Annotated in this window: 14 protein-coding genes and 2 tRNA genes; 12 read left to right on the forward strand and 4 right to left on the reverse strand. The window is 42.8% G+C overall.

All coding sequences use genetic code 11. The features are described from left to right. Nucleotides 1-27 precede the first annotated feature (27 nt). The 8 genes from AAG747_RS21865 to AAG747_RS21900 all read left to right on the forward strand — a co-directional run bounded on the left by AAG747_RS21865 (nucleotide 28) and on the right by AAG747_RS21900 (nucleotide 13,265). Complete coding sequence (locus AAG747_RS21865; protein ID WP_346823366.1) at nucleotides 28-4,089, forward strand: hybrid sensor histidine kinase/response regulator transcription factor; 4,062 nt, start codon at nucleotides 28-30, stop codon at nucleotides 4,087-4,089. Between the two features lie 450 nt (nucleotides 4,090-4,539). After that, the gene (locus tag AAG747_RS21870) at nucleotides 4,540-7,482 is read left to right on the forward strand and encodes a CBM96 family carbohydrate-binding protein (protein ID WP_346823367.1); all 2,943 of its coding nucleotides are present in this window, start codon (nucleotides 4,540-4,542) and stop codon (nucleotides 7,480-7,482) included. A gap of 866 nt (nucleotides 7,483-8,348) precedes the next feature. After that, nucleotides 8,349-8,422, forward strand: a tRNA-Asp gene (locus tag AAG747_RS21875). A 106-nt stretch (nucleotides 8,423-8,528) separates the two neighbouring features. Next, nucleotides 8,529-8,602: transfer RNA gene (locus tag AAG747_RS21880), tRNA-Asp, on the forward strand. Between the two features lie 193 nt (nucleotides 8,603-8,795). Further along, nucleotides 8,796-9,863 carry a YihY/virulence factor BrkB family protein gene (locus tag AAG747_RS21885; protein WP_346823368.1) on the forward strand — a complete coding sequence of 356 codons (1,068 nt, stop codon included), beginning with the start codon at nucleotides 8,796-8,798 and terminating at the stop codon, nucleotides 9,861-9,863. Nucleotides 9,864-9,929: 66 nt separating this feature from the next. Further along, nucleotides 9,930-10,580 (forward strand): alpha/beta hydrolase, encoded by a 651-nt coding sequence (locus AAG747_RS21890; RefSeq protein WP_346823369.1) that lies wholly within the window; start codon nucleotides 9,930-9,932, stop codon nucleotides 10,578-10,580. Nucleotides 10,581-10,942: 362 nt separating this feature from the next. After that, a complete protein-coding gene (locus AAG747_RS21895; RefSeq protein ID WP_346823370.1) occupies nucleotides 10,943-12,112 on the forward strand; it encodes a Gfo/Idh/MocA family protein in 1,170 nt (389 codons plus the stop codon). 100 nt (nucleotides 12,113-12,212) lie between these two features. After that, the gene (locus AAG747_RS21900; protein WP_346823371.1) at nucleotides 12,213-13,265 is read left to right on the forward strand and encodes a sugar phosphate isomerase/epimerase family protein; all 1,053 of its coding nucleotides are present in this window, start codon (nucleotides 12,213-12,215) and stop codon (nucleotides 13,263-13,265) included. A 76-nt stretch (nucleotides 13,266-13,341) separates the two neighbouring features. On the opposite strand, the gene AAG747_RS21905 is transcribed toward AAG747_RS21900, so the two are convergent. Together AAG747_RS21905 and ggt are read right to left on the reverse strand one after the other, a co-directional pair. Further along, on the reverse strand, nucleotides 13,342-13,761 hold the full coding sequence (locus AAG747_RS21905) for a DsrE family protein (RefSeq protein WP_346823372.1): 420 nt from the start codon (nucleotides 13,759-13,761) through the stop codon (nucleotides 13,342-13,344). Between the two features lie 203 nt (nucleotides 13,762-13,964). Then, nucleotides 13,965-15,695, reverse strand: coding sequence for a gamma-glutamyltransferase (ggt, locus tag AAG747_RS21910; RefSeq protein ID WP_346823373.1), 1,731 nt, complete (start codon nucleotides 15,693-15,695; stop codon nucleotides 13,965-13,967). Nucleotides 15,696-16,121: 426 nt separating this feature from the next. Here ggt and uxuA point away from each other — a divergent pair, with 426 nt between their 5' ends. From uxuA to AAG747_RS21930, 4 genes are all read left to right on the forward strand, one after another. Next, nucleotides 16,122-17,327 (forward strand): mannonate dehydratase, encoded by a 1,206-nt coding sequence (gene uxuA, locus AAG747_RS21915; RefSeq protein ID WP_346823374.1) that lies wholly within the window; start codon nucleotides 16,122-16,124, stop codon nucleotides 17,325-17,327. 294 nt (nucleotides 17,328-17,621) lie between these two features. Continuing rightward, entirely contained in the window at nucleotides 17,622-19,133 is a 1,512-nt protein-coding gene (locus AAG747_RS21920; protein WP_346823375.1) for a sensor histidine kinase, read from the forward strand. Nucleotides 19,134-19,414: 281 nt separating this feature from the next. Next, nucleotides 19,415-20,014 (forward strand): NifU family protein, encoded by a 600-nt coding sequence (locus AAG747_RS21925; RefSeq protein WP_346823376.1) that lies wholly within the window; start codon nucleotides 19,415-19,417, stop codon nucleotides 20,012-20,014. A gap of 235 nt (nucleotides 20,015-20,249) precedes the next feature. Further along, nucleotides 20,250-21,026: a sulfite exporter TauE/SafE family protein gene (locus AAG747_RS21930; RefSeq protein WP_346823377.1), complete on the forward strand. Its 777-nt coding sequence runs from the start codon at nucleotides 20,250-20,252 to the stop codon at nucleotides 21,024-21,026. A gap of 14 nt (nucleotides 21,027-21,040) precedes the next feature. On the opposite strand, the gene AAG747_RS21935 is transcribed toward AAG747_RS21930, so the two are convergent. Continuing rightward, the gene (locus tag AAG747_RS21935) at nucleotides 21,041-22,174 is read right to left on the reverse strand and encodes a PorP/SprF family type IX secretion system membrane protein (protein ID WP_346823378.1); all 1,134 of its coding nucleotides are present in this window, start codon (nucleotides 22,172-22,174) and stop codon (nucleotides 21,041-21,043) included. A gap of 79 nt (nucleotides 22,175-22,253) precedes the next feature. Beyond that, complete coding sequence (locus AAG747_RS21940) at nucleotides 22,254-25,994, reverse strand: PKD domain-containing protein (protein WP_346823379.1); 3,741 nt, start codon at nucleotides 25,992-25,994, stop codon at nucleotides 22,254-22,256. Nucleotides 25,995-26,184: the final 190 nt, after the last annotated feature.

Below are 26,184 nucleotides of genomic sequence, written 5' to 3' on the forward strand. Positions count from 1 at the left end.
TTATATTGATTGATCAATCAATATCGTATGTACAGGGTTTATGGTACCATATTATTATCTTTAGTTGCTTCACTATCAGCGTGCTATACATTGGCGCAAACTATTGCTTTTCAAAAGCTGGGCTTGAAAGAGGGGTTAAGTGAAACTTCTGTACTTGCCATCGAACAAGATCATCTGAAAAGAATGTGGTTCGGGACAAGAAATGGCTTGAATTGCTGGGATGGGGTTCAAATGAAAAGTTTCTTTCCGGAACGAGGAGACTCTGCTTCTCTTATGGAACATAAAGTCAGGGACCTATTACGGGTTGATCGTTACTTATGGGTGCAGACTGCGGGCGGGGTTTCGAGATTAGACTTGCAAACGTTCTCTTTCCAGAGGTTTTATCTGGAAGGTGTACTTTGCATCGGAAGGTATAATCACAATGTTCTGGTGGGTTCTGAACAGGGCCTTTTGGTTTATAATGAACAAAAAGAGGTTTTCCTGTCCCAAAATGACTTGTACCAGAAACGGGAAACCATCTCACGTATCTGTCAGGATCAAGAAGGTACTCTTTGGCTGATAAACGGTAAAGAAAATCATTTGATAAAAATCAAAAATGGAAACCGGGAAATTATAAAAATCCCATTCCAGGTTTCGATCGGAACCATAAATGATGTACTATCCGATTCCAAAAACAGAATTTGGATCACCTCGGAAAATCACGGAATCATTATCTATGATGTCGGTGAAAAAAAATTCGACTTTATTTCCAAAAACACTTCTCCGTTTTACCTGAAGGATTTATCAGTCAGGTCGGTTGTAGAGGATAAAAACGGGAAAATTTGGGTAGGCACATTTAAAGGGTTAGCCATCTTTGATATAAAGAACCGCACTACTTCCTTTGTTGAGGCGGGTAAGGGCCTCCCACATGGCCTCTCTCATAATTCAGTTTATCCTTTGTTCATTTCCCATGACGACCACCTGTGGGCGGGAACATATTTCGGGGGGGTAAATTATGCCAAAGTAGCCAATCAGGTTTTTACGGAATATAATGAATCATTGGTCGGTGCCAATCCAAGTTTTCCGGTGATCGGATCATTGATCGAAGATGATAAAAAAAATATTTGGGTGGCAACAGAAGGTGCCGGCTTAGACTATTTTGACAGGCAGGAAAACAAATTTATTAATTACCCCTTTGCCAACAACAAGCATGGCGTTTCCCAAACAAATGTCAAATCCCTGCTTCTTACGGATGAAGAGCAACTTCTTGTCGGGACTTATAAGGGAGGGTTATGTCTGTTTGACATTCCAAAGAAAGAATTCAAACATTTTAATGAGTCGAAGTATAAAAATGCCCCGCAGCATGTCAATGCCATCATAAAACATAAAGACGATTTTCTTTTGGCTACCGAAAGGGGTCTGATTAAGTTCAATCTGGACGATGAAGCTTTCAGTCCATTCTTCGAATCGGTAGCAATTCAAAAAAGGACCGGTATCACCATAAGTAATGTCTTTGAAGACAGTAAGGGTATCATTTGGATGGGGTCCGAATTGGAAGGACTGTTTTCATACCATCCCGGTTCCAAGCAACTTAACCAATACTTGTATGAAGAGTTTAACGAAAGCTCGATTGCATACAATTCCATCAACTACATGGCAGAAGACAGACAACATAGATTATGGGTCGGTACTGATGGCGGGGGGCTATGCCTTTATGACCGGAAGAAGGATGAATTTAAAACCTTCAATAAAAAAAGAAACAATTTACCCAGTGATTTTATATACAGTATCAAGGAATCGGGTTCGGGTGATTTGTGGATAGCAACCAGTAAAGGGCTTTCTTATCTGGATGTTGAAAAGATGATTTTTTTGAACTACGACAGCAAGTCTGGCTTTCCGCTTACAGAGCTGAATTATAAATCTCTATTACGCAGCAATGAGGGCGAAATCTTTGTAGGGGGGATAGACGGGCTCATATCCTTCAAAGAAGGAGCACTTTTGCGAGTCTCAAAAGACCGGAAAGTGATCTTTTCCGGTCTTACGGTAAACAATAAACCGATTCGGGCAAATGACGGGACATTTGTCCTGGAAAAAGATATATCGGCCACCGAATCGTTCACCTTAAAACCCGAACATACCACCTTCAGGCTGGACTTTTCCACATGTAATTTTGACCGGACTCTCAAAAATAAATATCAATACAAACTGGAAGGTTTTGAGGAAGTGTGGGTCAATGCAGAGTACCAAACCTTTGCCAGTTATACCAACCTAAACCCCGGAAAATACACCTTCAAAGTCAGAGGAACGGATATTGCCTATGCCCCTGTCACTGAAGTGGCGGTAATTCATATTTTTGTTGAACCGCCTATTTCACAAACAGGCTATGCTTATGCACTGTATTTTTTGATTGTATTATCGCTCATCTTTCTTTTCAACTATTTCTATATTTCCAGGTTGCGTTTATTGTATCAGCTTGAAAATGAAAGAAAAGAGAAGGAACGTATCAGAGAATTGAATCTCCACAAATTGAGGTTTTTTACGAATATAAGTCATGAATTTATGACCCCTCTGACCATTATACTGAGCTCTCTGGAAAACATCATACAGAAAACCAAAACATCCTCCGAAATCGGCTTTTTATTAAAATTTGCGGTGCGCAATGCAAAGCGGCTAAAATATTTGAACAGGGAGTTGCTTGACTTTCGCAAGCTTGAGCAGGGGCATTTAAAAATCAAGTTTCAGGAGCACAATATTGTCTCCTACCTGGAGGATGTTTACCAGGCATTTATGGTGATTGCCAGCAGGAAAAATATAAAGTATTCTTTTGTCAAGAATGTAGAAAACCTTCCTGTTTATTACGATCCCACTCAAATGGACAAAGTATTCTACAACCTGCTTTCCAATGCTTTCGATCATGTGGCTGATCAAGGAGGCGAAGTGATCCTCAAATTGGAGGATAAAGCTAATGAGGTCGAAATTTGTGTAATGGATAATGGTGTGGGGATCCCAAAGGAAAAAGTTAAAAATATCTTTGACCGCTTCTATCAATTGGAAACAAAGTTTACAGGCAGTGAATATTCAGGTAGTGGCATTGGGCTGGCATTGGTCAAAAGCCTGATCTTAGCGCATCGTGGGGAGATTACTTGTGCAAGTGCTATTGACAAAGGTACGGGCTTTACGGTCAGACTTCTCAAGGGGGAAGACCACCTTAGGCCGGAAGAAATTTCCGGGGAAACGGTGAGTAATCAATTTTCAATGGATAAAGAATTGGTATGGGTAGGGGAACAGGAAGATTTTAAATGTAAAGTAGCCGCCAATAAAACACGAGCGAATACCAATAAGCCCAGTTTACTGATTGCCGATGACAATTGGGAAATAAGATTGCTAATTAATAATATTTTTAGCGATGTCTACCATGTGGAATTTGCAAGCAATGGACAGGAAGGGCTTGAAAAGGCCTTGGAAATTCAGCCTGCTATTATTATCTCCGATGTAAAGATGCCCAGACTGTCCGGTCTTGATATGTGTAAAAGGCTGAAAAGGAGTATCAATACCAGTCATATACCTATCGTATTGTTAACAGCCTTAGGAGGAGAAGAAGATAAAATTTTAGGACTGAAATACGGGGCGGATACTTATTGTACCAAACCTTTCAGCTCAAAAATGTTAAAAGCTCAGGTAGAAAACCTGTTTAATAACAGGAAGATTCTTCAACAAACATTTAGTAATGATTTGAAGACCAAGACCTCCGGAATTACCCAAAACTCCGTTGATCAGGATTTTATGAAAAGGGCTCAGGAGCTTATAGAAAAACAAGTTACCAACGCGGACTTCTCCATTGATGATTTTGCTTCGGAGATGGGCTTTAGCCGTACTTTATTTTATCATAAGATAAAAACGCTAACGGGACAAACGCCAAATGATTTTATTCAAACCGTACGGTTAAAAAAGGCGGCTAATATGTTACTGTATGAAAAAAACAAAAACATTTCAGAAGTTGCCTTTGATACAGGCTTTAATACACCCAGGTATTTCAGTAAGTGTTTCAAAGAACATTTTGGAGTATCACCTACAGAATACATAAAACAAAACAGGCAGCCGGATGAGTAAAACGGCTACCGTATTTTATCGGGAACCTGCCTCTTGTTGATGGGGAGCTGCTGAACTTGCTTTTCCTGTTACATGTACTTTCCGATGCTCCACCCCCTTCCTCAGTGCTTTAAAAAAGCGATGGATGAATGATTTTGGCCAAATTACGGACAATTTTATCACCTCTTAGCAGGCTTCACAGGATAATTTAGCGCTTACACTCAAACCGTTTCCTGATTTTACAATCAACTGAATCTTTAATTGGCACGGCCGAATATGAAGCCGCTTCAATCATGGAATAGGCTTTTAATAGCGTATTCCCGGGGGGCTCTTGCTGTCTATGGAGAAGGGGCCTGATGGTACCATCAAGCCTTAATTTTCGGAAAAGTTATCCTGTAATTAAATCAAATATAATCATCTGTTTGCTAGTAACTAATCATTCGTACCTGTAATACTTAAAAACTTATGAAAATGAAAAACAATTGCCTAAAATGGTTGGGAGCGATACACCTTATGCTCAGCTTTAGCATTGTATTGACAACAACGGGATTATGTCAAAATGCACAAATATGGAAAAAGTATACCGGAGAAATCACAGATCCTGATATTCCCTTACTCCCCGATTACTCCTTTGCCGGATACATGAGGGGGGAAGTGGCCCTTCCGGAAACCTCCGGTTATCCGGTGTTTGATGTAACAGATCCGGCCTATGGGGCCATCCCTAATGACACAAATTCCGATCAGGCGGCCATTCAGGCAGCCATTGATGCCGCAGAAGCCAACGGTGGCGGGGTTGTCTTTTTCCCTCCCGGTGAGTACCTGGTCAACTCCGATCCGAACAACACTTCACCGATCGTCATCAACGCCTCCAATATTATCCTGAAAGGCAGCGGTTCTACCCCGGGAGGAACGGTTATTAATATGAAAAACTATATGCGACTTCCCTCAGGCTGGCCCTCCTGGGGTAACTCAGCCATGTTTGAATTCTACCCTGTCAATGTCAGTACACAAGGAACTGCCGTCACAAAGGATGCCAACAGAGGGGATTATACCGTACAGGTGAAAAATGCCAGTATATTTCAAAATGAAAAATTTTGTGAATTAAGGATGCAAAACAACACTGCGGCTAACAATGATTTTCTGGACGGAAAAAGCCCGCGAAGTGTTTGGACTACCATCATCCATCAAGGGGTAGCTCTGGAAGAAGTACATGAAATCGATTCGGTTGACTTAGTCAATAATATTCTTCATCTCAAAGATCCCATAATTGATGATATCAAAGCCGGCTATAAATGGGGAGCCCAAACCATCGACTTATTGGAAAACTGTGGTTTTGAGGACATTCATTTTAAGGCCAATTTTACCGATCCGTTTGTCCATCATAAAGATTACATTCATGATTATGGCTGGAAAGGGATTAAAATGGCTGAGGTCGCCCATTCATGGGTAAGAAGAAGCAGATTTAGTAACGTCAGCCAGGCCGTAGCCATTACAAGTTCTTCCTATGCCAGCTCCATACTGAATATACTGGTTGATGGAAACAGCGGTCATTCCCTTACAGCAGTAGACGGAGGCTCGAGCCGGGTACTCCAGGGGTTAATCTGGGATAATACTTATCACGGACAATTTCACGGAGCGGACATGTCCGGTAGAGCTTGCGGGTCAGTCGTATGGAGAGTGGATGCCCGGAAGGGAAAGGCAATGGATTTACATGGGAGCATGCCCAGGACCAATTTAATCGACCGCTATATTATGATGAACAAAGACGGTGCTGGCGGGCATTATGCCAATCTTCCCAACCATCTTACCGGACTTACCATGTGGAATATCGAGCGAGTGGGCAATGGGTCTGTATGGTACAACCTATGGAATGATTGTGGGGGAAACTACTGCGGTCTTACCGTTGTCAATCCCATTGTTGTTGGTTATCATGGCGGGGGTGGAGCCGGCTTCGATCAAAATCATGTAAAATATGAGGAAAGCAATGGCACCAAAGTATTTCCGGAGTCTTTATACGAGGCACAACTCGAGTACAGGTTGGGAACCGCACCCTCTTGGGTAAGCCAGACACTGAACGAGTGGGACTCTTTAAGAACAGCCTGGTACACCTTGGAGCTTGTGGGTGATGCCTATGTCAGAAACGGGAATTATGCCAATACCAATTACGGGCATTCGGATATCATAGAAGTTAAAAATGAAGGCGGAAGCTATGAAAGAAGAGGGTATTTCTGTTTTGATGTTTCAGGTATCGGAGATGTTTCCAGTGTAAAATTACAGTTGACCCCTTCTGTTGCAGGGTACACCGATTATAATTTAAAATTTGTGCCCAACGATGGTTGGAAGGAATACCTCCTCACTTGGAACAATATGCCAGCTCCTTCTTATTTGATCGGTATCCAACAGGGCGGATCAGGACCGATCGAATGGGACATTACCAACGAAGTGATCAGTGAGAAAAACGGTGACGGTTACCTTAGTATGGAATTAGGAGCGGTTTCGAGTGGTGTTTACGGAAGTTTCTATTCAAAAGACTATCATAACCCGGACCTAAGGCCTAAATTAATCATTGGTAAAAAGGATCAGGCCATAAGCCCTGCACAAGATGCTTTTATACGTTCGGGGGCATATGCCGATAATAATTACAACATCTCCATTTTGGAAATAAAAAGCGATGGTTGGAATTATACCAGGGATTTTTACATGGGCTTCGACCTGTCAAATATTGAGCAGGAAATCGTTGGCGCCAAAGTGAAATTAACCACAAAAATAGGAACTACTCCGGGCGGAGGCACCAATCACCATGTGCGATTTGTCCAAGACGACAGCTGGGACGAATCCACCGTTACCTGGAACAACGGCCCGGCTTACGGGAATTTTCTGGATACACAAACCACCAGGGAGTCCGGTTCGGTAGTCTTGTTTGACGTAACTGCCCAAGCCGAAACCGAACGGCAAGGGGATGGTTATTTGTCTTTAAGTTTCAGCGCTGATAATAATGCCTACGTGAGCTACCATGCCAGCGAGGCAGCAACAGAAAGCCTCCGGTCTGTATTGGAATTAACATTTGCTGGCTCCGGTACGGAGCAATCCAGTATTTTAGCGAAGAAAGCTTCGGCTCCGTCAAAAATCTTCTCAACTCCATTTGAAAGCCCAACAAAAGTACATTTTAGCTCCTTAAAAGAGACGATCAACCTCTATCCAAACCCAAGTGATGAGCTTATAAATATCGAGTGGAATGAACCGATCGGAGCGTATCAAATTATGGATGTAAATGGCTTGATTATAAAGTCGAAGGAAAATGTCAATGAAAAAACAATGGCAATTGATATTCGAAATCTGTCAGCCGGAGTTTATGTAATTGTTTTAACTGGAAAATCCGGGGACAGAATAAGCAAAACTTTTATCAAGGGGTAAGCAGTAGACCTTGTCACGCTCCATTTAAGAGCAGGTTTAAAATTCATTGCAAGGGCGGATTGAAGCTTGGTTAATACCAAGTTAAAAATTCCTTTATAATTCATGAAAATATATAAAAAGGCTGTCAATTTCCGTTGACAGCCTTTTACTTCTCACTTGAAGTTAAGTTTTAATTGTTTTTTTTCTCTGAGTTGTTCTTTGTGCTGCTTGACACAGTTTCGTACGCAATCATTAAATCAACCATGATAATATATACTTAGGATTTTGGATTAATAGCAATTATTAATAAATGTAAATTTAGGCGGGATTGAGTATTTTTTACTTCTAAATATAGAGTGGATATTACATGAGTGGATAGATCGTTTTTTATGCATGAAATGATAGGTTACCAACTTTTTATTGAATCCTCTCTTGTGGTGAAGGATTATTATTTAATTGTTTTCTCTGTTAATAAGTGATTTATTTGGTTTTTGTATAAATAGTAAGGCATGTCACCAGGGGGCTTAGGTATTTTGTGAAAAGTTGATTTGATGCGATAATATTCCCAAAAAATATATTTATAGTACATGATATTTATCTTAAAGAGTGTGTTTAAAAAATGTTTTGGTAACCTTTTTTAAATCAATTCTTAGTCTGGTAGCATTGCTTCCGGTATCTACAATATGAATGAAGAGTGAAATAGGATGAGAAGTGTTTTATAGATCTTGGGGGTTTTCTTATAAAAGGTTTCTGAAATTTAGTAATGAAAAAAAGTGAAAAATTATTGTGTTGGTTACCAGTGGTATATGATTTTTTGTGGTTTTTTTTATGCTCAAGTGTTGGAAAATTAAAAGTGGAACTCTACTTTTGCATCACCATTAAGGAACGGAGCAGTAGTTCAGCTGGTTAGAATGCCTGCCTGTCACGCAGGAGGTCGCGGGTTCGAATCCCGTCTGTTCCGCAAAAACACTTAACATTTGGCAAGAAGTGCCAAGTATTTTAAAGATTAATCTTCCAGACTTTCCCTTTAGAAGTCATAGAGAAAAAAACTTTCTTTTTTGGAAAACGGAGCAGTAGTTCAGCTGGTTAGAATGCCTGCCTGTCACGCAGGAGGTCGCGGGTTCGAATCCCGTCTGTTCCGCTTGAAACCTCAACTTTACGGTTGGGGTTTTTTTATGCCTTTTTCTTTGGCTTGTTAAACGCAATACTTTAATTTCTACCTGCTATTTCTTTTGATTTAGTAACTTCACTACCAAAGGACCTTCTGTGAATTAAAAAAACAGTCCTTAAAATACACTCGCCAGACTATCAATCATTCCTTTTTATTAAGAACTATGATTCAAAAGAAAAAGAAAGTACTCACCTGGCAGGTCAGAAAGTTTTTGTGGCGTTTGAGAAGCTATGCCAAGTCCTCTTCTTCCAGCGTATTGGAAATTTGTGTAAAATGGATACTTAGGCATATATTTACATTGGCAATTCTGTTAAGGGATTCGTTTAAAGAATATTCCAATGACAATGCCTTTCAACATGGAGCGGCCCTTTCGTATTATGCCGTTTTTTCCCTGCCACCAATGTTAATGGTAATTATTTATTCCCTGGGCTTTTTTATGGGGCAGGAGAATGTAAAGATGGAAGTGTTGGGATATTTGACAAAAATGTTGGGGGCAGGAGTGGCAGAGCGTTTTTCGCAGGCAATTGAACATTTGCAGTCGCAAGAGTCTTCCGGTAGAAGTGCCTTGTTAGGTATTGGAACTTTGCTATTCGGATCTACCGTGCTTTTTTATTCCTTACAATCGTCAATCAATATTTTCTGGAAAGTGCGGCCAAGGATCAAGCAGGGGATTCTGCAAGTCGCTTGGGCCCGGTTGCGCTCTTTTGCCATGGTGGTTACTATTGGGTTTATCGTGGTGCTCTCACTGATTGTCGAAACGCTGGTACTTACCATGGACCGCTTCCTCTCGGAATTCTTTTTGGTAAGTGATTTCTTTTCCGGCTTTATTTCTTATTTGTCTTCGTTTTTTCATGAATTAGGATCTTTTGTTATCTCGGTGCTGTTTTTCTCGATTATTTTCAAGTACTTGCCCGATGCAAAAGTGAAGTGGAAAGATGTCTGGTTAGGGGCTATTTTTACCACTGTTCTGTTTAAATTGGGGCAAGGGTTGATCGATTGGTATATTTCCCAATCCAATTTTTCGGATTTTTACGGAGCCGCAGGGTTTATTATGGTATTGTTGACTTGGGTGTTTTACTCCTCTCAGATCCTGTTTTTCGGGACGGAATTTACCTTTGTGGTGGCGAAAAAGTTCGAACGGGATATTCAGCCCAGCCCTTTTGCCGTAAAAATCGAGCGGACAGAAAGAGAGTTGGAAAGCCGTCCGGAAACAAACGCTTCCACAGAATAAGGTCCTTTCCATGTGGATGTTCAAGGCCAAACTTAAAGGATTTTATAATTTGACATTTTTTTATTCATGCAAGCAGATAAACAAGAGATAGAATTTAATTTCACAGCACCTTACTACACACTGGGACGGCTGACAGAAACTACTCAAAATATTTGGATCGTTTTTCATGGCTATGGCCAAATGACCGAACACTTTATCAGGAGGTTCGATGTACTGGACCTCGAAACCAATTTTCTGATTGCTCCACAAGGCTTGTCACGTTTTTATCTGGATTTTACTTTTAAAAAAGTCGGTGCCTCCTGGATGACACGGGAAGACCGGGAAACGGATATTCATAACCAACTACATTATCTGGATGCTGTGTTAGAGTACGAATTGCAGAAATGTACCCATTCAACACCTTCCATCAACTTGTTTGGTTTTTCTCAAGGGGTTGCCACGGCTTGCCGCTGGGCTGCTTTCAGTCAATTACCCTTCCGGAAAATGATCATATGGGCAGGGATCTTTCCAGAAGATTTATCAGCGAATCACTTTACGTATTTGCCCGAAAAGCCGGAGGTTACTATCGTGATGGGCCGGCAAGATCCCTACTATCGAAAATGGCCTTTTGAAGAACATCTTCTAAGGGTAGAACAAGCGGTCGGTAAACCTGAAGTGGCGTTTTTTGATGGAAAACACGAAGTACAAAGAGAACTTCTAGGGCAGTTGGCCAAATGAACCGGAGTGCCAAATACGAAGGCCATCATATTAGGTGGTTTTTGGGTTATTATTTACTTTTTCATTTCTCTATTTCCGGTTCCCTCCAAAATAAATTTTGTAAACGCTTTGTATTTAATAATTTTATAAGTGCAGAACAAGGCCCTTACATGCTACAATGATTTTTTAAATTCATCCCATAAAATTTTTCCTTTTGGGAATGACCGCTGCCTTCCAGCTGTGGAAGCAATTGTGGCTTGTTTGATGTGGATAGATTTAGTACAGAAGGAAGAAGGGTACCCGTCTGTTTTTTTCTGCGAAGTTTTGCTCCGAAGCGAGCTTTTAATTACATAATCTTTAATTAATATTTTAAATCTGTGAAAATGAAACGAAAAATCAGAATGGGGATGGTAGGCGGAGGAAGCGGCTCTTTTATCGGAGCGGTTCACCGTATGGCAGCCAATCTCGATGGCCAGGTTGAGCTGGTATGCGGAGCCTTTAGTTCAAGACCGGAAGTAGCCCGGCAAAGTGGGATTGACCTCTTTTTACCACAAGACCGGGTATACACTTCTTTTGAGGAAATGGTGGAAAAAGAAGCCGTTTTGCCTGAAGACAAACGCATGGATTTTGTTTCTATCGTGACACCGAATCACGTGCATTTCGAACCGGCAAAATTGGCTTTGGAAAAAGGCTTTCATGTAGTTTGTGAAAAACCTTTGTGTTTCTCTTTGGAAGAGGCGTACGCTTTGCGCAAATTAGTAGAACAAAGTGACCTTGAATTTTGCGTTACTCATACCTACACGGGTTACCCGATGGTAAAAGAAGCCCGTGACCTGATCAAAGCCGGTAAATTGGGTAAAATCCGCAAAGTAATTGTGGAGTACCCTCAAGGCTGGTTGTCAACCAATGTAGAAGCAAGTGGACAAACCCAGGCTTCCTGGCGTACCGATCCGAAGCGCTCCGGTATGGGAGGTTCCGTGGGAGATATCGGAACCCATGCTGAAAACCTGGCGGAATATATTTCAGGTCTGAAAATTACAGAACTTTGTGCTGATGTGAGCACCATGGTGGAAGGCAGGTTGCTGGACGATGACGCCAATATATTATTACATTTTGATAATGGAGCCAAAGGAGTCTTACATTGCAGTCAGATATGTGCCGGGGAAGAAAACGATTTGAATATCCGGATATATGGTGAAAAAGGAGGAATCGTTTGGAAGCAAATGGAGCCCAATACTTTACTTGTCAAAATGCATGAAGCTCCGGCCCAGATCTACCGTACCGGAGGCGACCGTCCGTACTTAGGGGAAGGGGCACAAGCCCATACCCGTGTACCAGCCGGACACCCCGAAGGGTATTTGGAAGCCTTTGCCAACCTGTATCACAACTTTGCCCGGGTATTACAAGCCAAATTGGAAGGCAAGCAACCGGACCCTCAACATCAAGATTATCCGACTATTTACGATGGCGTTCGCGGGATGGAGTTCATTGTGTCAGTGATCAAATCATCCGAAAGCCAGGAAAAGTGGTTTAAATTTATCAGTGAAGAATAGTGAGTAAAAGCCTTGAGTTTTATTTGGAATCCAAAAGTGTATTGCAAGGCTTGTAAAGGAAAGTGAACAGATTCATTATACACCGTTTAAATTAACGAATATGAAAACTATCAAAGGACCGGCCATCTTTTTAGCCCAGTTTCTGGGTGATGAGCCTCCGTTTAATTCGCTGAAAAGCATTTGTGAATGGGCTGCTGGTATTGGATTTAAAGGAGTGCAACTTCCTTCCTGGGATAGCCGCATCATCGATTTGCAAAAAGCAGCGGAAAGTAAGAGCTATGCTGATGAAGTAAAAGGAATTGTAAATGAAGCCGGACTGGAAATTACAGAGCTGTCCACCCACTTGCAAGGACAGTTAGTAGCAGTACATCCGGCCTATAACGAAATGTTTGACGGGTTTGCACCGGAAAGTGTGCATGGCAACCCGAAAGCCCGTACCGAATGGGCTGTGAACCAATTAAAATATGCGGCAAAAGCCAGTCAGCATTTAGGCCTTACCGCACATGCTACTTTTTCCGGAGCCTTGTTATGGCATACGGTTTATCCTTGGCCGCAACGTCCGGCCGGTTTGGTGGAAACAGGCTTTAAAGAACTGGCCAACCGCTGGTTACCGATCTTAAATGCTTTCGATGAGGTAGGTGTGGACGTTTGTTATGAAATCCACCCGGGAGAAGATTTACATGATGGCGCCACATTTGAAATGTTTTTGGAGAAAACCGGCAACCATCCCCGGGCTAATTTGCTGTACGATCCCAGTCATTTTGTATTACAGCAATTGGATTATTTGGACTATATCGATATCTACCACGAGCGCATCAAAATGTTTCATGTGAAGGATGCGGAATTTAATCCTACCGGTCGCTCGGGTGTATACGGAGGATATCAGGATTGGGTGAACCGTCCGGGAAGGTTCCGCTCCCTGGGCGATGGGCACGTAGATTTTTCATCCATTTTCAGCAAGCTGTCCCAATATGATTTTGACGGTTGGGCAGTCATGGAGTGGGAGTGTTGCTTGAAACATCCCGAAGACGGAGCCATAGAAGGTGCCCGGTTTATTGAGGAGCATATTATCCGAGTGACGGAAAAAGCCTTTGATGACTTTGCCGGTACGGGGGCCAATGAGGAGTTGAACCGGAAGATATTAGGTTTGTAATAAACACTTACCAAACTTCCAAAAGCGCAAGGGGATCTAGCCTCTTGCGCTTTTTATATTAGGAAAACAAACTCGATTACAAGTTCAACTGCATAAATCCCTTTTCTTGTAAGCGGAACATTTCAAAAAATCCGTTATCCACAACTTCCACCCCTTTTATCAATTCTTTTTCCGGAACCTGCATTTTGTCCAATGCGATTTTACACGCTTTTAGTTTTACGCCCGATTGTAGGGCTTTACGCACGGTTTCCTTTAAACTTCCGTTTTTGCTAAGCTCCTTTACCGCCGGACCAATCACTACAATGGCGGCTTCGTCACTGGCATAACCCTGACCTTGTAAAGAAGCGATAGAAGAAAGGGCTGCCCCGTTAAGCATGCGGGCATCCTTTACCATAAAGGCTATTTTGCTTTCTTTTTCCGAAGCCTGGGCAAAGAGGGTGTTTTGCAAAGAGAGAATAGAGAGAAGTACGACTGTGAAAAATGCATGTTTTTTCATTGCTGTTGAATTTTTTTGTAGTTGAAATTTACCCTCGAAATTCGGCAGAACATAGGAAAGCTCCTGTAACATTTGTTACAGGAAATCAGAGGAAATTTGAGTAAGGTTTGAAGGATAAATATAAAAAGCTGTTTGAATGCATTTTTACCGGATCAAATTGCATTCAAACAGCTTTTTAAGTGATTGTTTTGGGTTAATTCAGGTCAATATCCTATAGCAGTATCATCCCCTCGTGGATCAGAGGCGCCTTCCAAGGTGCCGTCAGGGTACACCATAATGCAATCCATCCGGCCAATGTCATGCCCTTTGGGCAATTGTTGGACCGCGTGCCCTTTTTGTTGTAGTACTTCCAATACTTCCTGACTAAAAGCCTCCGGTTCGGATTTTACCGTATCGGGTAGCCATTGAAAGTGAAAGCGTTTGGCATTTACCGCTTCTTGCATACTCATATCGTACTCGATGGCGTTGAGCAAGGTTTGGTATACGGAGGTAATGATGGTTGAACCGCCAGGAGTGCCCACTACCATCCAGAGTGTTCCGTCTTTTTCTACGATGGTAGGTGTCATACTGCTGAGCATCCTTTTGCCCGGCTCAATGGCATTGGCTTCTCCTCCTACTAAACCAAACATATTCGGTACGCCCGGTTTTATGCTAAAGTCATCCATCTCATTATTTAAGAAAAAGCCCAAGTCTTTCACAAAAACTTTCGAACCGAAATTACCATTGAGAGTCGTAGTGATAGATACGGCATTGTGTTCTTTGTCTACTATGGAAAAGTGAGTGGTTTCGCTACTTTCCACTATGGTAATGTCTCCTCCCTTGATTTTTTCGGAGGGAGTTTTTTGCTTGGGAGAAATATCGGAGAAGCGATGTTGTAAATAAGATTTTGAGAGTAACGTGTCTACTGGTACCGGGTAGAAATCCGCATCTCCCAAGTGCCGGGCCCGGTCAGCATATACTCTCCGTTGTAATTCTATGATCGCATGAGTGGCTTTTGCAGAGTGGAAACCCCATTCTTTCAAGGGATAGTTTTCACTGCCTTTTAAAAGTTGAATCAGGGCAACTCCCCCGCTGGATGGCGGAGGCATGGAAATGATTTTGAATCGCTCTTTATACTTTGTGGTAAGGGGTTCTCTCCACACGGCCTGGTAGCTGTCCAGGTCTTTTTGGGTGAACAAACCCTTCCGGTTTTGTGCATCGGCAATCAGGGCTTGTGCCGTTTCACCTTTGTAAAATCCCTCGCTACCCTTGTCCCGGATCCGCTCCAGGGTTTGAGCCAGGTTTTCCAGTTGGATCGTGTCATTTTCCTGCCATGAGCCTTCTTTTTTTACCCAGGGAATAGAGTCTCCGTTGACTTCTATAAAATCCGCTTGATAGCGGTTTAATCGTTTTGCTTCTTTTTGAGTAAGGGGAAATCCCTTTCGGGCAAGGTTGATGGCCGGTTGTATCAAAGAGTTCAGAGGCAGCGAACCAAACCGTTTATGCATTTCCAGGATGCCTGCTACAGAGCCAGGTATTCCCGCTGCCAGGTATCCTTTCGTGCTCAGGTTGTCAATGACATTTCCCTCTTTGTCCAAATACATATTTTTACTGGCTGCGATTGGGGCTTTTTCCCTGAAATCCAAGGAGTAGGATTCTCCCTTGGCCGTACGGGAAACCATAAAACCTCCCCCTCCTAAATTTCCGGCTGCCGGGTATACTACTGCAAGGGCAAAATGTACAGCTACGGCCGCATCAAAGGCATTGCCCCCTTGTTGGAGGATATCCGCCCCGGCTTGAGAGGCCAGGGGATGTGCCGAGGCAACCATACCGTTTTGTGCCTTTGTTCCATAAACTCTTTTTTCTTCCTGAGTTTTTTCAAGTTTACAAGCATTGAAAAGGAAGCTGATGAGCAAAACAAGCCCCCAAATGCGCGATGATGATGGATGAAGCATAGTTTGAATTAAAAGGATTTAAATGATGTGATAGAGATCGTCATGTATTATCAGTTAAGATGTAAGTCTGAAGTGGTTTACACGTATCGTTTTTGAGCGAAGATGGAATCAAAACCGGCTCATCAAGGCACTTTTTGAAAAGAATAGCCAAAGCTATTGTTGAAAAAAGTAACACAGAGGAGGCCTTTTTGAAACATTTTTTAGCAAAAAGAAAAAGGTTAATTTACTTCTATATCGAATAAATATAACAAACAGATTAAGCTTGTAAAAACCTGTTGGGCCGGAACTCATTTTTTGCAGTTGATTTTACTTTATTTTTTATAAAAATGTTTACCAAACTACTTACTTGAAAAAATATTCGTGATAATGTGTTGTTAGTTACTATTTTTAAGCAGTAAGACGAAAAATTAAATAGTACTACTAATTATGAGAATGGAACAAACATGGCGCTGGTATGGCCCCAAAGACCCTGTCAGTTTAGCCGATATCAAACAAGCCGGAGCAAGGGGTATTGTCACCGCTTTGCACCATATTCCTAACGGGGAAGTATGGACCGCGGAGGAAATAATGAAGCGAAAACGGATGATAGAAGAGGAGCCTACCGGAACACTCCGCTTGCAATGGTCGGTAGTGGAAAGTGTACCGGTGCATGAACAAATCAAAACCCGCTCAGGCAATTACCAGACGTATCTTGACAACTATAAAGAATCTATCCGGAACCTGGGTAAATGTGGAATCACAACGGTCTGCTACAATTTTATGCCGGTGTTGGATTGGACCCGTACAGACTTGGAATATACAGTGGCGGATGGCTCTAAGGCCTTGCGGTTTGAACTATCAGCTTTGGCCGCTTTTGAGTTGTATATGTTGAAAAGACCAGGGGCTGAGGCCGATTATACGGAAGAGCAGCAAGCAAGAGCCCGTGAATACTTTGAACAGTTAAGTGAGGAACAAAAGTCCCTTTTACAAGCCAATATTATTGCCGGGTTGCCGGGCTCCGAAGAAGGGTATACCTTGGAGCAGTTGCAGGTAGTGTTGGACACTTATCGAGAAGTAGGAGAGAAGGGGCTCCGGGAAAACCTCGCTTACTTTTTACAACAACTCGTACCGGTAGCTGAAGAAGCCGGAATAAAACTGGCAATTCATCCGGACGACCCTCCTTTTCCTATCCTGGGCCTTCCCCGGGTAGTCAGTACCGAAGCGGATTTAAAAGAACTTTTAAGTGTTGTGGACAGTCCGTCCAACGGTTTTACGATGTGTACGGGTTCTTATGGGGTTAGGGCGGATAACGATTTGCCCGGAATGATTGAGCGATGGGGACAGAAAATGCATTTCATCCACTTGCGCAGTACCCAAAGGGACCGTGCCGGAAATTTTCACGAGGCGGACCATTTGGCCGGGGATGTGGATATGTATGCAGTAATAAAGGCAATTATCCAAGAGCAATTGAAACGGAAAGCATCTGGCCGGGCCGATGTGAAAATCCCTATGCGGCCTGACCACGGCCATCAAATGCTGGATGATTTGCAAAAACAAACCAACCCGGGGTACTCTGCAATAGGTCGCTTGAGAGGCCTGGCAGAAATCAGGGGTTTGGAAATGGGTATTGCCCGGGCGTTAGATTTGGCTTGAGAAATACATCCCAAACCTTCCGGGTTTTGAAAACCCGGAAGGTTTTACCCCGGATTTTATTAAAAAAACTTAATGGCTCACGGCTCGCATGTGTGGTTTTGTGAATTAATTTGTATCTTCATATCACTGTTTAGCACAGTATTTTTTGACTGTATAACAACCAATACCACAACAATTCTTCGCTTTAGCAAATTTGGACCGTATCAGACTCACTGCTTAAAAAGAGGTGAGATGGACTAGCCATGCTTTAACCTGAGAACGACCCAAACTGATACCGTGAAAAATTTACTGTTAATGAATACGATTAAAGCCCGTATCCTGACCGGCTTTATTACGCTTTCTCTTATTGTCTGCATCTTGTCAATTGTATCATATCAATACTTAAGGCAAGTGGAGGGGATTAATGCAATCCGTTCCAATTTGTTTGAAGTTCAGCAAATGAGTCAAGGGCTGATTCATTTTCAATTGACTTATTTACAACAAAAACAAGACGCTTTTTCCGATTCGGTAACCTTCCATGCTTCATCCGTTTTGGTGAGTGAAAAATACCGAATTACCGAAGAGCTCAACGAACAATTAACTGTTATGAGGCAAATGCCTTATCTGGAAGAATTTGTTATGAACGGGCAATTACAGCGCCTGGGCTTGCAGTTCGACTCTTTGGATAGGGTCATTACAAGTCTGGACTTTTCTGAAAAACCTCAGGCGATGGCTGCTGTCGAAGAGACCTTTTCGGGCATAAAAAACCAATTGTTGTTGTGGAATTTAAGCGCTGAAAACCGCCAATTGGAACTGATTACTCAACAAAAATGGATTTATGGCGGAACCGTAACACTCTGTATAGTGATGAGTTTTTTGTTAAGCTTCTTTATCGCCGGGGCGATTGCCCGACCCATTCGCAGACTTTCCAAACAAGTTAAAGAGATCAACCCGGAAGAGGATAGGGATATTGCTTTGGAATATACACCGGCTACTACTCCCGAAGAAGTGCAGGAATTTGCCCGGGCATTTACCTTGATGCTGCGAAAATTAAAACATCAACTTTCTATCTCCAAAGAACGGACGATTGCATTGCATATGCAAAATGAGGAACTGGCATCGCTCAATCAAGAGTTGGACTTGTTTATGTATTCGGTGTCTCATGATTTTAAAGCGCCACTCTCTTCCGTTTTGGGTTTGATTCATGTGTTAAAAATGGAGAAGAACCCTATGAATTTGGAACAAGGTTTGGATTTGATCGAACGGAGTGTGTTAAAATTGCGGCACCTGATTCACGACTTACAGGAAATGGCCCAGATCGGAGAAGCTCAATTGGCGCTGGAAGAAGTGAATTTTTACGACCTGATTGTGGAGATCTTTGAAGATTTAAAATTTCAGGAAAATGCCGAATTGATTAAAAAGGTTATTAAAATCGGGCATAAACAAGAGTTTAAAACCGACAGGCGCAGGGTGTATATTATTTTGTCTAACTTGATTTCCAATGCCATCAAATACAGCAATGTGGCCCAAGTCACTCCGTTGATTGAAATTCAAATTGAGATAAATGATCATAAAGTGAATATTCATATCCAGGATAACGGGATCGGTATCGAAGACAAAGATTTGCAAAAAATATTTCATATGTTTTATCGGGCTACCGATCAACAAGAAGGAACCGGTTTGGGGCTGTATATTGTAAAAGAGTCCGTCAGAAAGTTACAAGGTAAAATCGAGGTAACATCAGAGATGGGTAAAGGAACATCATTCTCCATTACTATTCCCGAAATAGAAGCTAAAACCGAAGGGAAACTAATGATGGCTATATAAATGTAAAGGGCGTTTGGTTTTAGCTGCTAAAATCAGCGAAAATACGCTACCTGATTGTTGAGGTATAGAGGGTGTTTTTTGGTTTTAAATGCATGTAAATGAATGGGTTGTATTGATTTTGATTCTGCTTGGTTTTTCTTCCTTTACCAATTAGTACCTTCCGGGCAAGAGGTTCTTTCATTGCTTTATTCATTTGCCAAGATTATCCACTAACTTTGCAGGAAAGGAGGGGACACCCTCTTGAGTTTAGGGATTTATTTTTCTAATTAAACTTCAAACTTATGGCTTATAATAAAGAAGCATTGTATCAGCAAAACCTGAACATATATACCGAAGCCAATCCCAATCCTAACTCCATGAAATTTATGTTGAGTTTCATGTTGATCAAAGAGGGGCAAAGCTTTGACTTTCCGGATAAAGTGAGTGCGCAAGATTCACCTTTGGCCACGGCATTATTTGACTATCCTTATGTACAAAGGGTGTTTTTTATGAGCAACTTTATTACCCTTACCAAGGATGATTCAAAAAGCTGGGAGGAGGTAATTCCGGAATTGAAAGCCTTTATTAAAGAATATTTGGAGGCCAAAAAGCCTGTGTTTACGGAAGAACAGACGGAGGAAAATCCTATCAATACTGAAGATACCGAGGCGGTGAAAATGATCAAAGGGGTATTGGACGAATATATCAAGCCTGCGGTAGAGATGGACGGAGGAGCGATTCAGTTCCATTCTTTTGATGAAGAGAAAGGAGTGTTGAAAGTCTTATTACAAGGGGCTTGCAGCGGCTGTCCTTCTTCTACGTTAACTTTGAAAGCCGGTATTGAAAACTTAATGAAACGCATGGTACCTTCGGTAACCGAAGTCATCGCAGAAGGAGTTTAATCCGGTATAGTTAACAGTGATCGGTTATCAGTAATCGTGTTTACTCACTATCAAATAGGTTGTGAGAATTTTGGAAGTCGAGCTTACCTTTCACAATAAATACAAGCAGATAACCGATCACTGAAATTTCGTCTTCTTTCCTTCTTTCCCTCTACTCTTCTACCTTTCCACAGTTGGTGCTTCTCCTATTTATTCCGTATTTTTCCACTCTGTCACCTACACCGTATTTTTATCTATGGAATTCACCTGGACGTATTTTTTTATGTTGATTGCCGGGTTCTTAGCCGGAATTGTCAACTCTTTGGCCGGTAGCGGATCCGTGTTCACCTTGTCTGTTCTTTTGTTTGCCGGGATGCCTGCGAATATTGCCAATGCAACGAACCGGCTGGGGATTATCGTCCAAAGTTTTACCAGCCTGACTATTTTTAAGAAAAATGAACAATTGCCTGTAGAAAAAAGCTGGAAATATCTTATTCCCAGTGTAGGCGGGGCTATGATAGGGGCTTGGGTGGCTGTGGATATCGATAGGCAGCTTTTAGAACGGATTATTGGTTATGTCATGGCTTTTCTATTGGTTATACTCATTTTCGAACCTAAAAAGTATTTGAAAAATCAGTCATCAAAGACGTCTACCTATGTTTGGGTGGAGTGGATGGCCTTTTTTGGAATCGGCTTTTACGGAGGGTTTATTCAAGCAGGCATTGGGGTGTTGATTTTAGTGGGTCTGGTTTCCATTTCTCAGATGTCTTTTGTACAAGCCAATGCGATTAAAGTCCTGGTGATTTTTATATATACCCTTCCGGTGTTTGGCTTATTTATTTATTATGATCAAATCGACTGGTGGGCGGGTATTTGGCTTTCCATAGGCCAATTCCTGGGCTCTATGATTGCTTCCTATTTTGCGGTGAAAAACCCCAATGCCAATGCCTGGATCAAATATTTATTGATTTTTATGATTGCCCTGACTATTTTAAAAATGTTTGGTTGGTTGGATTTTGGTATTTCCAGTTAAAAGAATCCCGTTGTTTATTTGACCCGGCGTTTTTTTACATGACGATAGCGGAGGCGCTCGTAATTTCTCCAGGGGCTGGGGCAGGTCACTCGAGGGTAGCCTGACTTTCTTGGGCCTTTGGCATGGTCAAAATTGACGGTGAAGTTATACACCAAAGAAATCTCATGCGATCCGGCCGAAGCGCGAAACAAGTCATTGATCGTGACATCATAACTATAGCCAAATTGAAAGCCGTTGTGCTTTAGCCCTACGAGCAGGGCAAAGGCATCTTGGTTCATCAATGTTGTTTCATACCGTTTGAGTGGCAAGCCCCGGTACCAGGCGCCAATGACAATGGGGTTGTAATTGAAGTAAGCCCCTACACTTAATTGATCGGATTTCCCTTGAAATTTATACAGGACAGTAGGGGTAATGGTTTTATTGTTGTAATCAGGTTTGCCTGTCATCCATCCGGTGAGGGGGATGGTAACACCGGCATGGAAAGAACCCTTAATAGGTAGTTTGTCTTCTCCTCCGGTAAAGGAAAGGTTGGGTTCGTTCATATGATGAGCCGAGAAACCCATCCATAAGGATTCGGTGAAAATCAGCACTCCCGCAGCAAAATCAAAATAATGAACATTTTCTTTCGCAAAATCCTCCATACTGGGGTTTCCGGTAGGGCCGTTGTCATCGATTTGATCTCCAAATAAGAATTTGTTGTAATTCAAATTGCGCACACCATAGGTAGGAGCCAAGCCCGCTTGGATGGCCCAGGTATCATTGACCGGAATGAGATAGGAATAGTACAAGGTTAAATCCGATGACATTAGAGGAGTGTTGACCTTGGCTCCTTGTTGGTCATTTTTGAATTGGATTCCGATACCGCTTCTGAATTTTCGCACATATTGATCGTAAGAGGCGGCATAAGTGACAAAGTTGGCATCCAAGCCCGGCCATTGGTTCCGGTAGTTGAGCGTGACCCGGGCATCTCCGGTGGCTCCGGTAAAGGCAGGGTTCAGGTACAAAGGGTTGGCGTAAAATTGGGAAAATTGTGGATCCTGTGCCCGTGCGGGCTTTGTGTTTGCCATGAAGCATAGGGCAAGTATCAGGAAGAGTATTCCAAAGGTGGGCTTGAAATCAGTAAGGAGTTGTATGTATGAATAGCGCATGCCAAATGTTTTTTATTGTTTTATAGATAGTCTGGGAAACCTTCCGGGTTTTCAAAACCCGGAAGGTTTTTTTAAGGAGTTATGGCACTTGCAATGTGATCGTATCACTATTGCCTTGCTCATCGGTAACCGTCAGTGTGACTTCCCTGGGGTCGTCACTGTCGGTATCTCCGTAAGAGACTTGATGGGGTCCGGGACCGGAAGCCGTAGGCGGATCGGCACCTGGACCAAAGTTCCATTCATATGTATAATTGCTGTTGACGGTGGCACTTTGGTAAATATAACGTTGCGAAGCACAATCGTTCCGGGCAGGGTTTACAATAATCCCAGCGGTGACTGCTTGATCACAATTACTTCCGATAGGAATATTTTGTGACATCACCGATTTACAACCGTTATTGGTCACCGTTAAGGTGACGGTATATACTCCGGGAGTGGTGTATTCATGAACCGGGCTACTGGAGCGTTGTGAGGCGTCTGTAGAGCCATCGCCAAAATCCCATTCATAAAAATTACCTGCGGCAAATTGTGGGGTGAAACGCACCTTGGCCGGAAGGTTATCACAGCTGCCTTCTTCATAACTATGCACAAAAGCGGCATTGGGATAGGGGAATACCTCGTACAACATGGAGTAAACTTTTGTATTTTGAGGATCACCACTACCTACAATTTGTGTAATGACTTTTTTGCCCGGAGTCGTCCAATACACAGAGTCTACGGTGAAACCTTGTGCGGTGTCCGGTTCGGCATCTTTTCCTAAAAACCATCTTGGGCTTTCTCCTTGAAAACCTCTGGACATGTCGGTTAAAGTAACACTGTTCAACACACAGGTATGATTGGCGGGAGCAATAGTAAAATCGGCTTCTTTTTCCAGGTCATCTACTTCTATCAGGATAGAATCGTAATACGTATTGCTGCATCCGTTCGGAGGGGTAACGGTCAGAGAAATAATGTATAAGCCTCCGTAAGGATATTCATGCTCTCCGATCATCTCCGTAGAAGTATTGGATTTATTTTCTTCTTCATCCGTGGATGGATGTCCGAAATTCCATTCGTATTGAGCGGCAGGGTCTTGGTTGGTAGGGGTGAATGTGAAACTTGCCGGAACTTGCGAACCGTCACCCGAAATGCTGAAGCTGGCATCGGTTTCCGCACTGACAAAGAAGGAATAAATAAAGGTGCGTTCAAATACCCCGTTGCCCACTACCAACATGGCTACTTTAGGACCGGGGGTGGAATAATATACTTCATGAGGGCCTCGTACATTGGACGTGGCGGGAGAAGCACCTTCTCCAAAAGACCACTGCCAGGAAGTGGCATTTTCTTCATTGACTTGTTCAAAAATTACAGGGCTGTTGATACATGGCGGATCGGGATTCACGGTGAAGTTCGGGTCAATATCTCCCGCGCCATCTTCCACCACTATGGTCATGGTATCGTAGTTGGTACAGGCTCCGTTGGTGACCGCTAATTGTACAAAATACTCCCCGGCTACTTTAAAAGTATGATCATTTATAGGAGTATTATAAGTGACCACCCCGTCCACAAGGTCTTGAATTTGCCATTCATAGAGATAATTTGGGTTAGGGGCACTATTGCCATTGGGTCTTAGCGAGGCTGAGACCGGGGCAGGGGAGAGTACTCCTGTAGGAACTACGGCAATGTTGGCCGGAGGTACGGCACTGACCACATAGCGCATCGTACTGGTATCCGAAAGTGAGCCTCCATCGGTAACGATCAGGGAGATTGTTTTTTCTCCGGGGCTTGTCCATTGTACTTGATGCGGCCCTTTAGTGCTGGCCGTTGGAGGCACGGCATCCTGGCCGAAGTCCCATTGCCAGGTTTGAGCATTAAAACTTGAGTCGGTAAATACAGCCGTATCCGGCAAACAGATACCACCCAAAGGATCTACCGTAAAGATGGCTTCAACCTCCGAAAAACTAAGGTAAGCCAAAATAGCCTCTTCTGACTGAGGCGTATCGCGCCCCCATGGGGGAATGTTGGTGGTCGGAATATTTTGCCCGAAGGAAGATCCGTTTTTTCCAAAATGCTTGCCTACCGTGATCACCCCGTTGTGCACCGGGTAGAGGCTGTACAAGTCCGTATTATTTCCCCCGGCTCCGTTACTTGGATTCCACACTCCTGTTAAAATAGAACTGTAGACTAAAGTGGTTAAATCAGGAGTGTAAACCCGTACATTCGGTCCGTTGCTGGATGGGCCTGCCGAGGGTTTATCTTGTTTTTGATAGGCATTGGCGGTTGAAGCAAAAGCCCGGGAACGGCTAATGACATATACATTGCCAACAGCATCGGTATGTATGTCAATTTGCGAACGGGCAGAGCTTAAGTTGGCATTTCCGGAATTGTGATCAGGCCAGCCGTCAAGATTGGGATCGGTGTAGGGTGCGCCCAGTGTGCCGCTTCCTTCGTATCCTCCCATGTAGGCACTGTATAGTAAATCTCCGTTGTTCAATCTTAATTTTCCCAACCAGGAAATTTCTACATTGGTATTACTTCCGGTAAATTCATTGTGAAAGGAAAATCCGGGATTCATACCATTGGTATTGACTTGGTTTCCGGCCCATAAATCTGTAGTACTTTTTCCTTGTTGGCGGGCAATGACAATGAGTGAAGAGCTGGGGCCCTCTTGAGAGTAATCAATACCCAAGGCATCTATATGTTGGAAGGGAGGCGATTGGTTATTATTTTCCGTATACAAACGGCTCCACCACTTTAAAGTACCTTGATCGGTAAACGCAATAACAATAGGTTCGAAATCAGGCCGGCCGGTTCGGGTTATGGAGTTGATACTGGAGCCAATATATATATGGTTATTGCGCTTATCTACTACTATGCCTCCGATCCGGTGAGTTGTGCGGTCTCCCAGGCGGTAATTGGTGTAGCCTCCCAGGTTCATAGTGGTTTCCGGGTTTTGGATGTTACAAGGCGAATTAAAGAAATAGTCCATAGGCCAGGTTCCCTGTTTGGTGCCCCCGTTACCGTCAGGCAAAACCTGATTGTAGTCTGTCGCACTCCAGGAGCGCATGGAACAACTCAGGTCATTGACAAACGGTACACCACTGTAGATGGGTACTACTTCTGGATTGTTTTGTGCGGGTGTCCAGGCGCCGGAAGTAAAGGCTCCATCGGACTTTTTCAGCCCCCAGTGAAAGCGCCAATTGGGCACCAAATCCGGAGCGCCATCGGCTGTCAGTCTACGAACTGCGGCCCAGGTGTTATCATTCGGGTCCCCTTCGGCAAATACTACTTTCCCATTGCCTCCTACGTCCCAGGGTTGGCGCTCGCGATGATCACCACTGGCTTCTACATTAAAGGCCCAATCCAACTGCGTAGGCACTCCGTTGACAAAATTGTTATTCAATTTTGCCAGGTAATACCCCCCTTGCCTCTTTCCCGAAATGTATAAATCTCCGGTAGTGGACCCTGTTGGGTTGGTAGTTTTCAGGTGGGTAATATCTATAACGGCCCCGGCCCGGAAGTAAACCACTTGCAGGATTTGTTGTACGTCTTCCGTCAAATGGAGGATAAATGCGGTAAACCGTTGAGAGGTAGGTACTCCGGTATTATCGATATCCAAAGGGTTAATTACGGTTTTCTTTACATTGGAAGGCAACCAATTCAGGTCCCTGGCGTGTCCTCCTACCAGGAAGCTGCCATCGGAAAGTTGAATGACAGCGTTAAAACTCTCATCCCTACTGTTACCTGCGTATGTTACCAGGTTACTTTGCCCATAGCTTGGTAAAAAAGAAAGGAAAAGTAAGATATATAAGAGAGATGATTTTCGTAATTGCTTTGACATTTAGCCTAGTATTTATTAATTGCGAAACTGTCCAAAATTCGTTGATTATAAGCAATATTTGCAATATATTATGAAAATAAAGATCTTATTAAGTAAAAATTTCTAACAAGTAAATTAATTTGTTAAATCAAAAAGAACAACTTCTTAACTATTATTATGGACAAATCGGTTCAGTTTTGGGTTGTAATGT

Source organism: Rapidithrix thailandica, from assembly GCF_039710355.1.
GTDB lineage: Bacteria > Bacteroidota > Bacteroidia > Cytophagales > Flammeovirgaceae > Rapidithrix > Rapidithrix thailandica.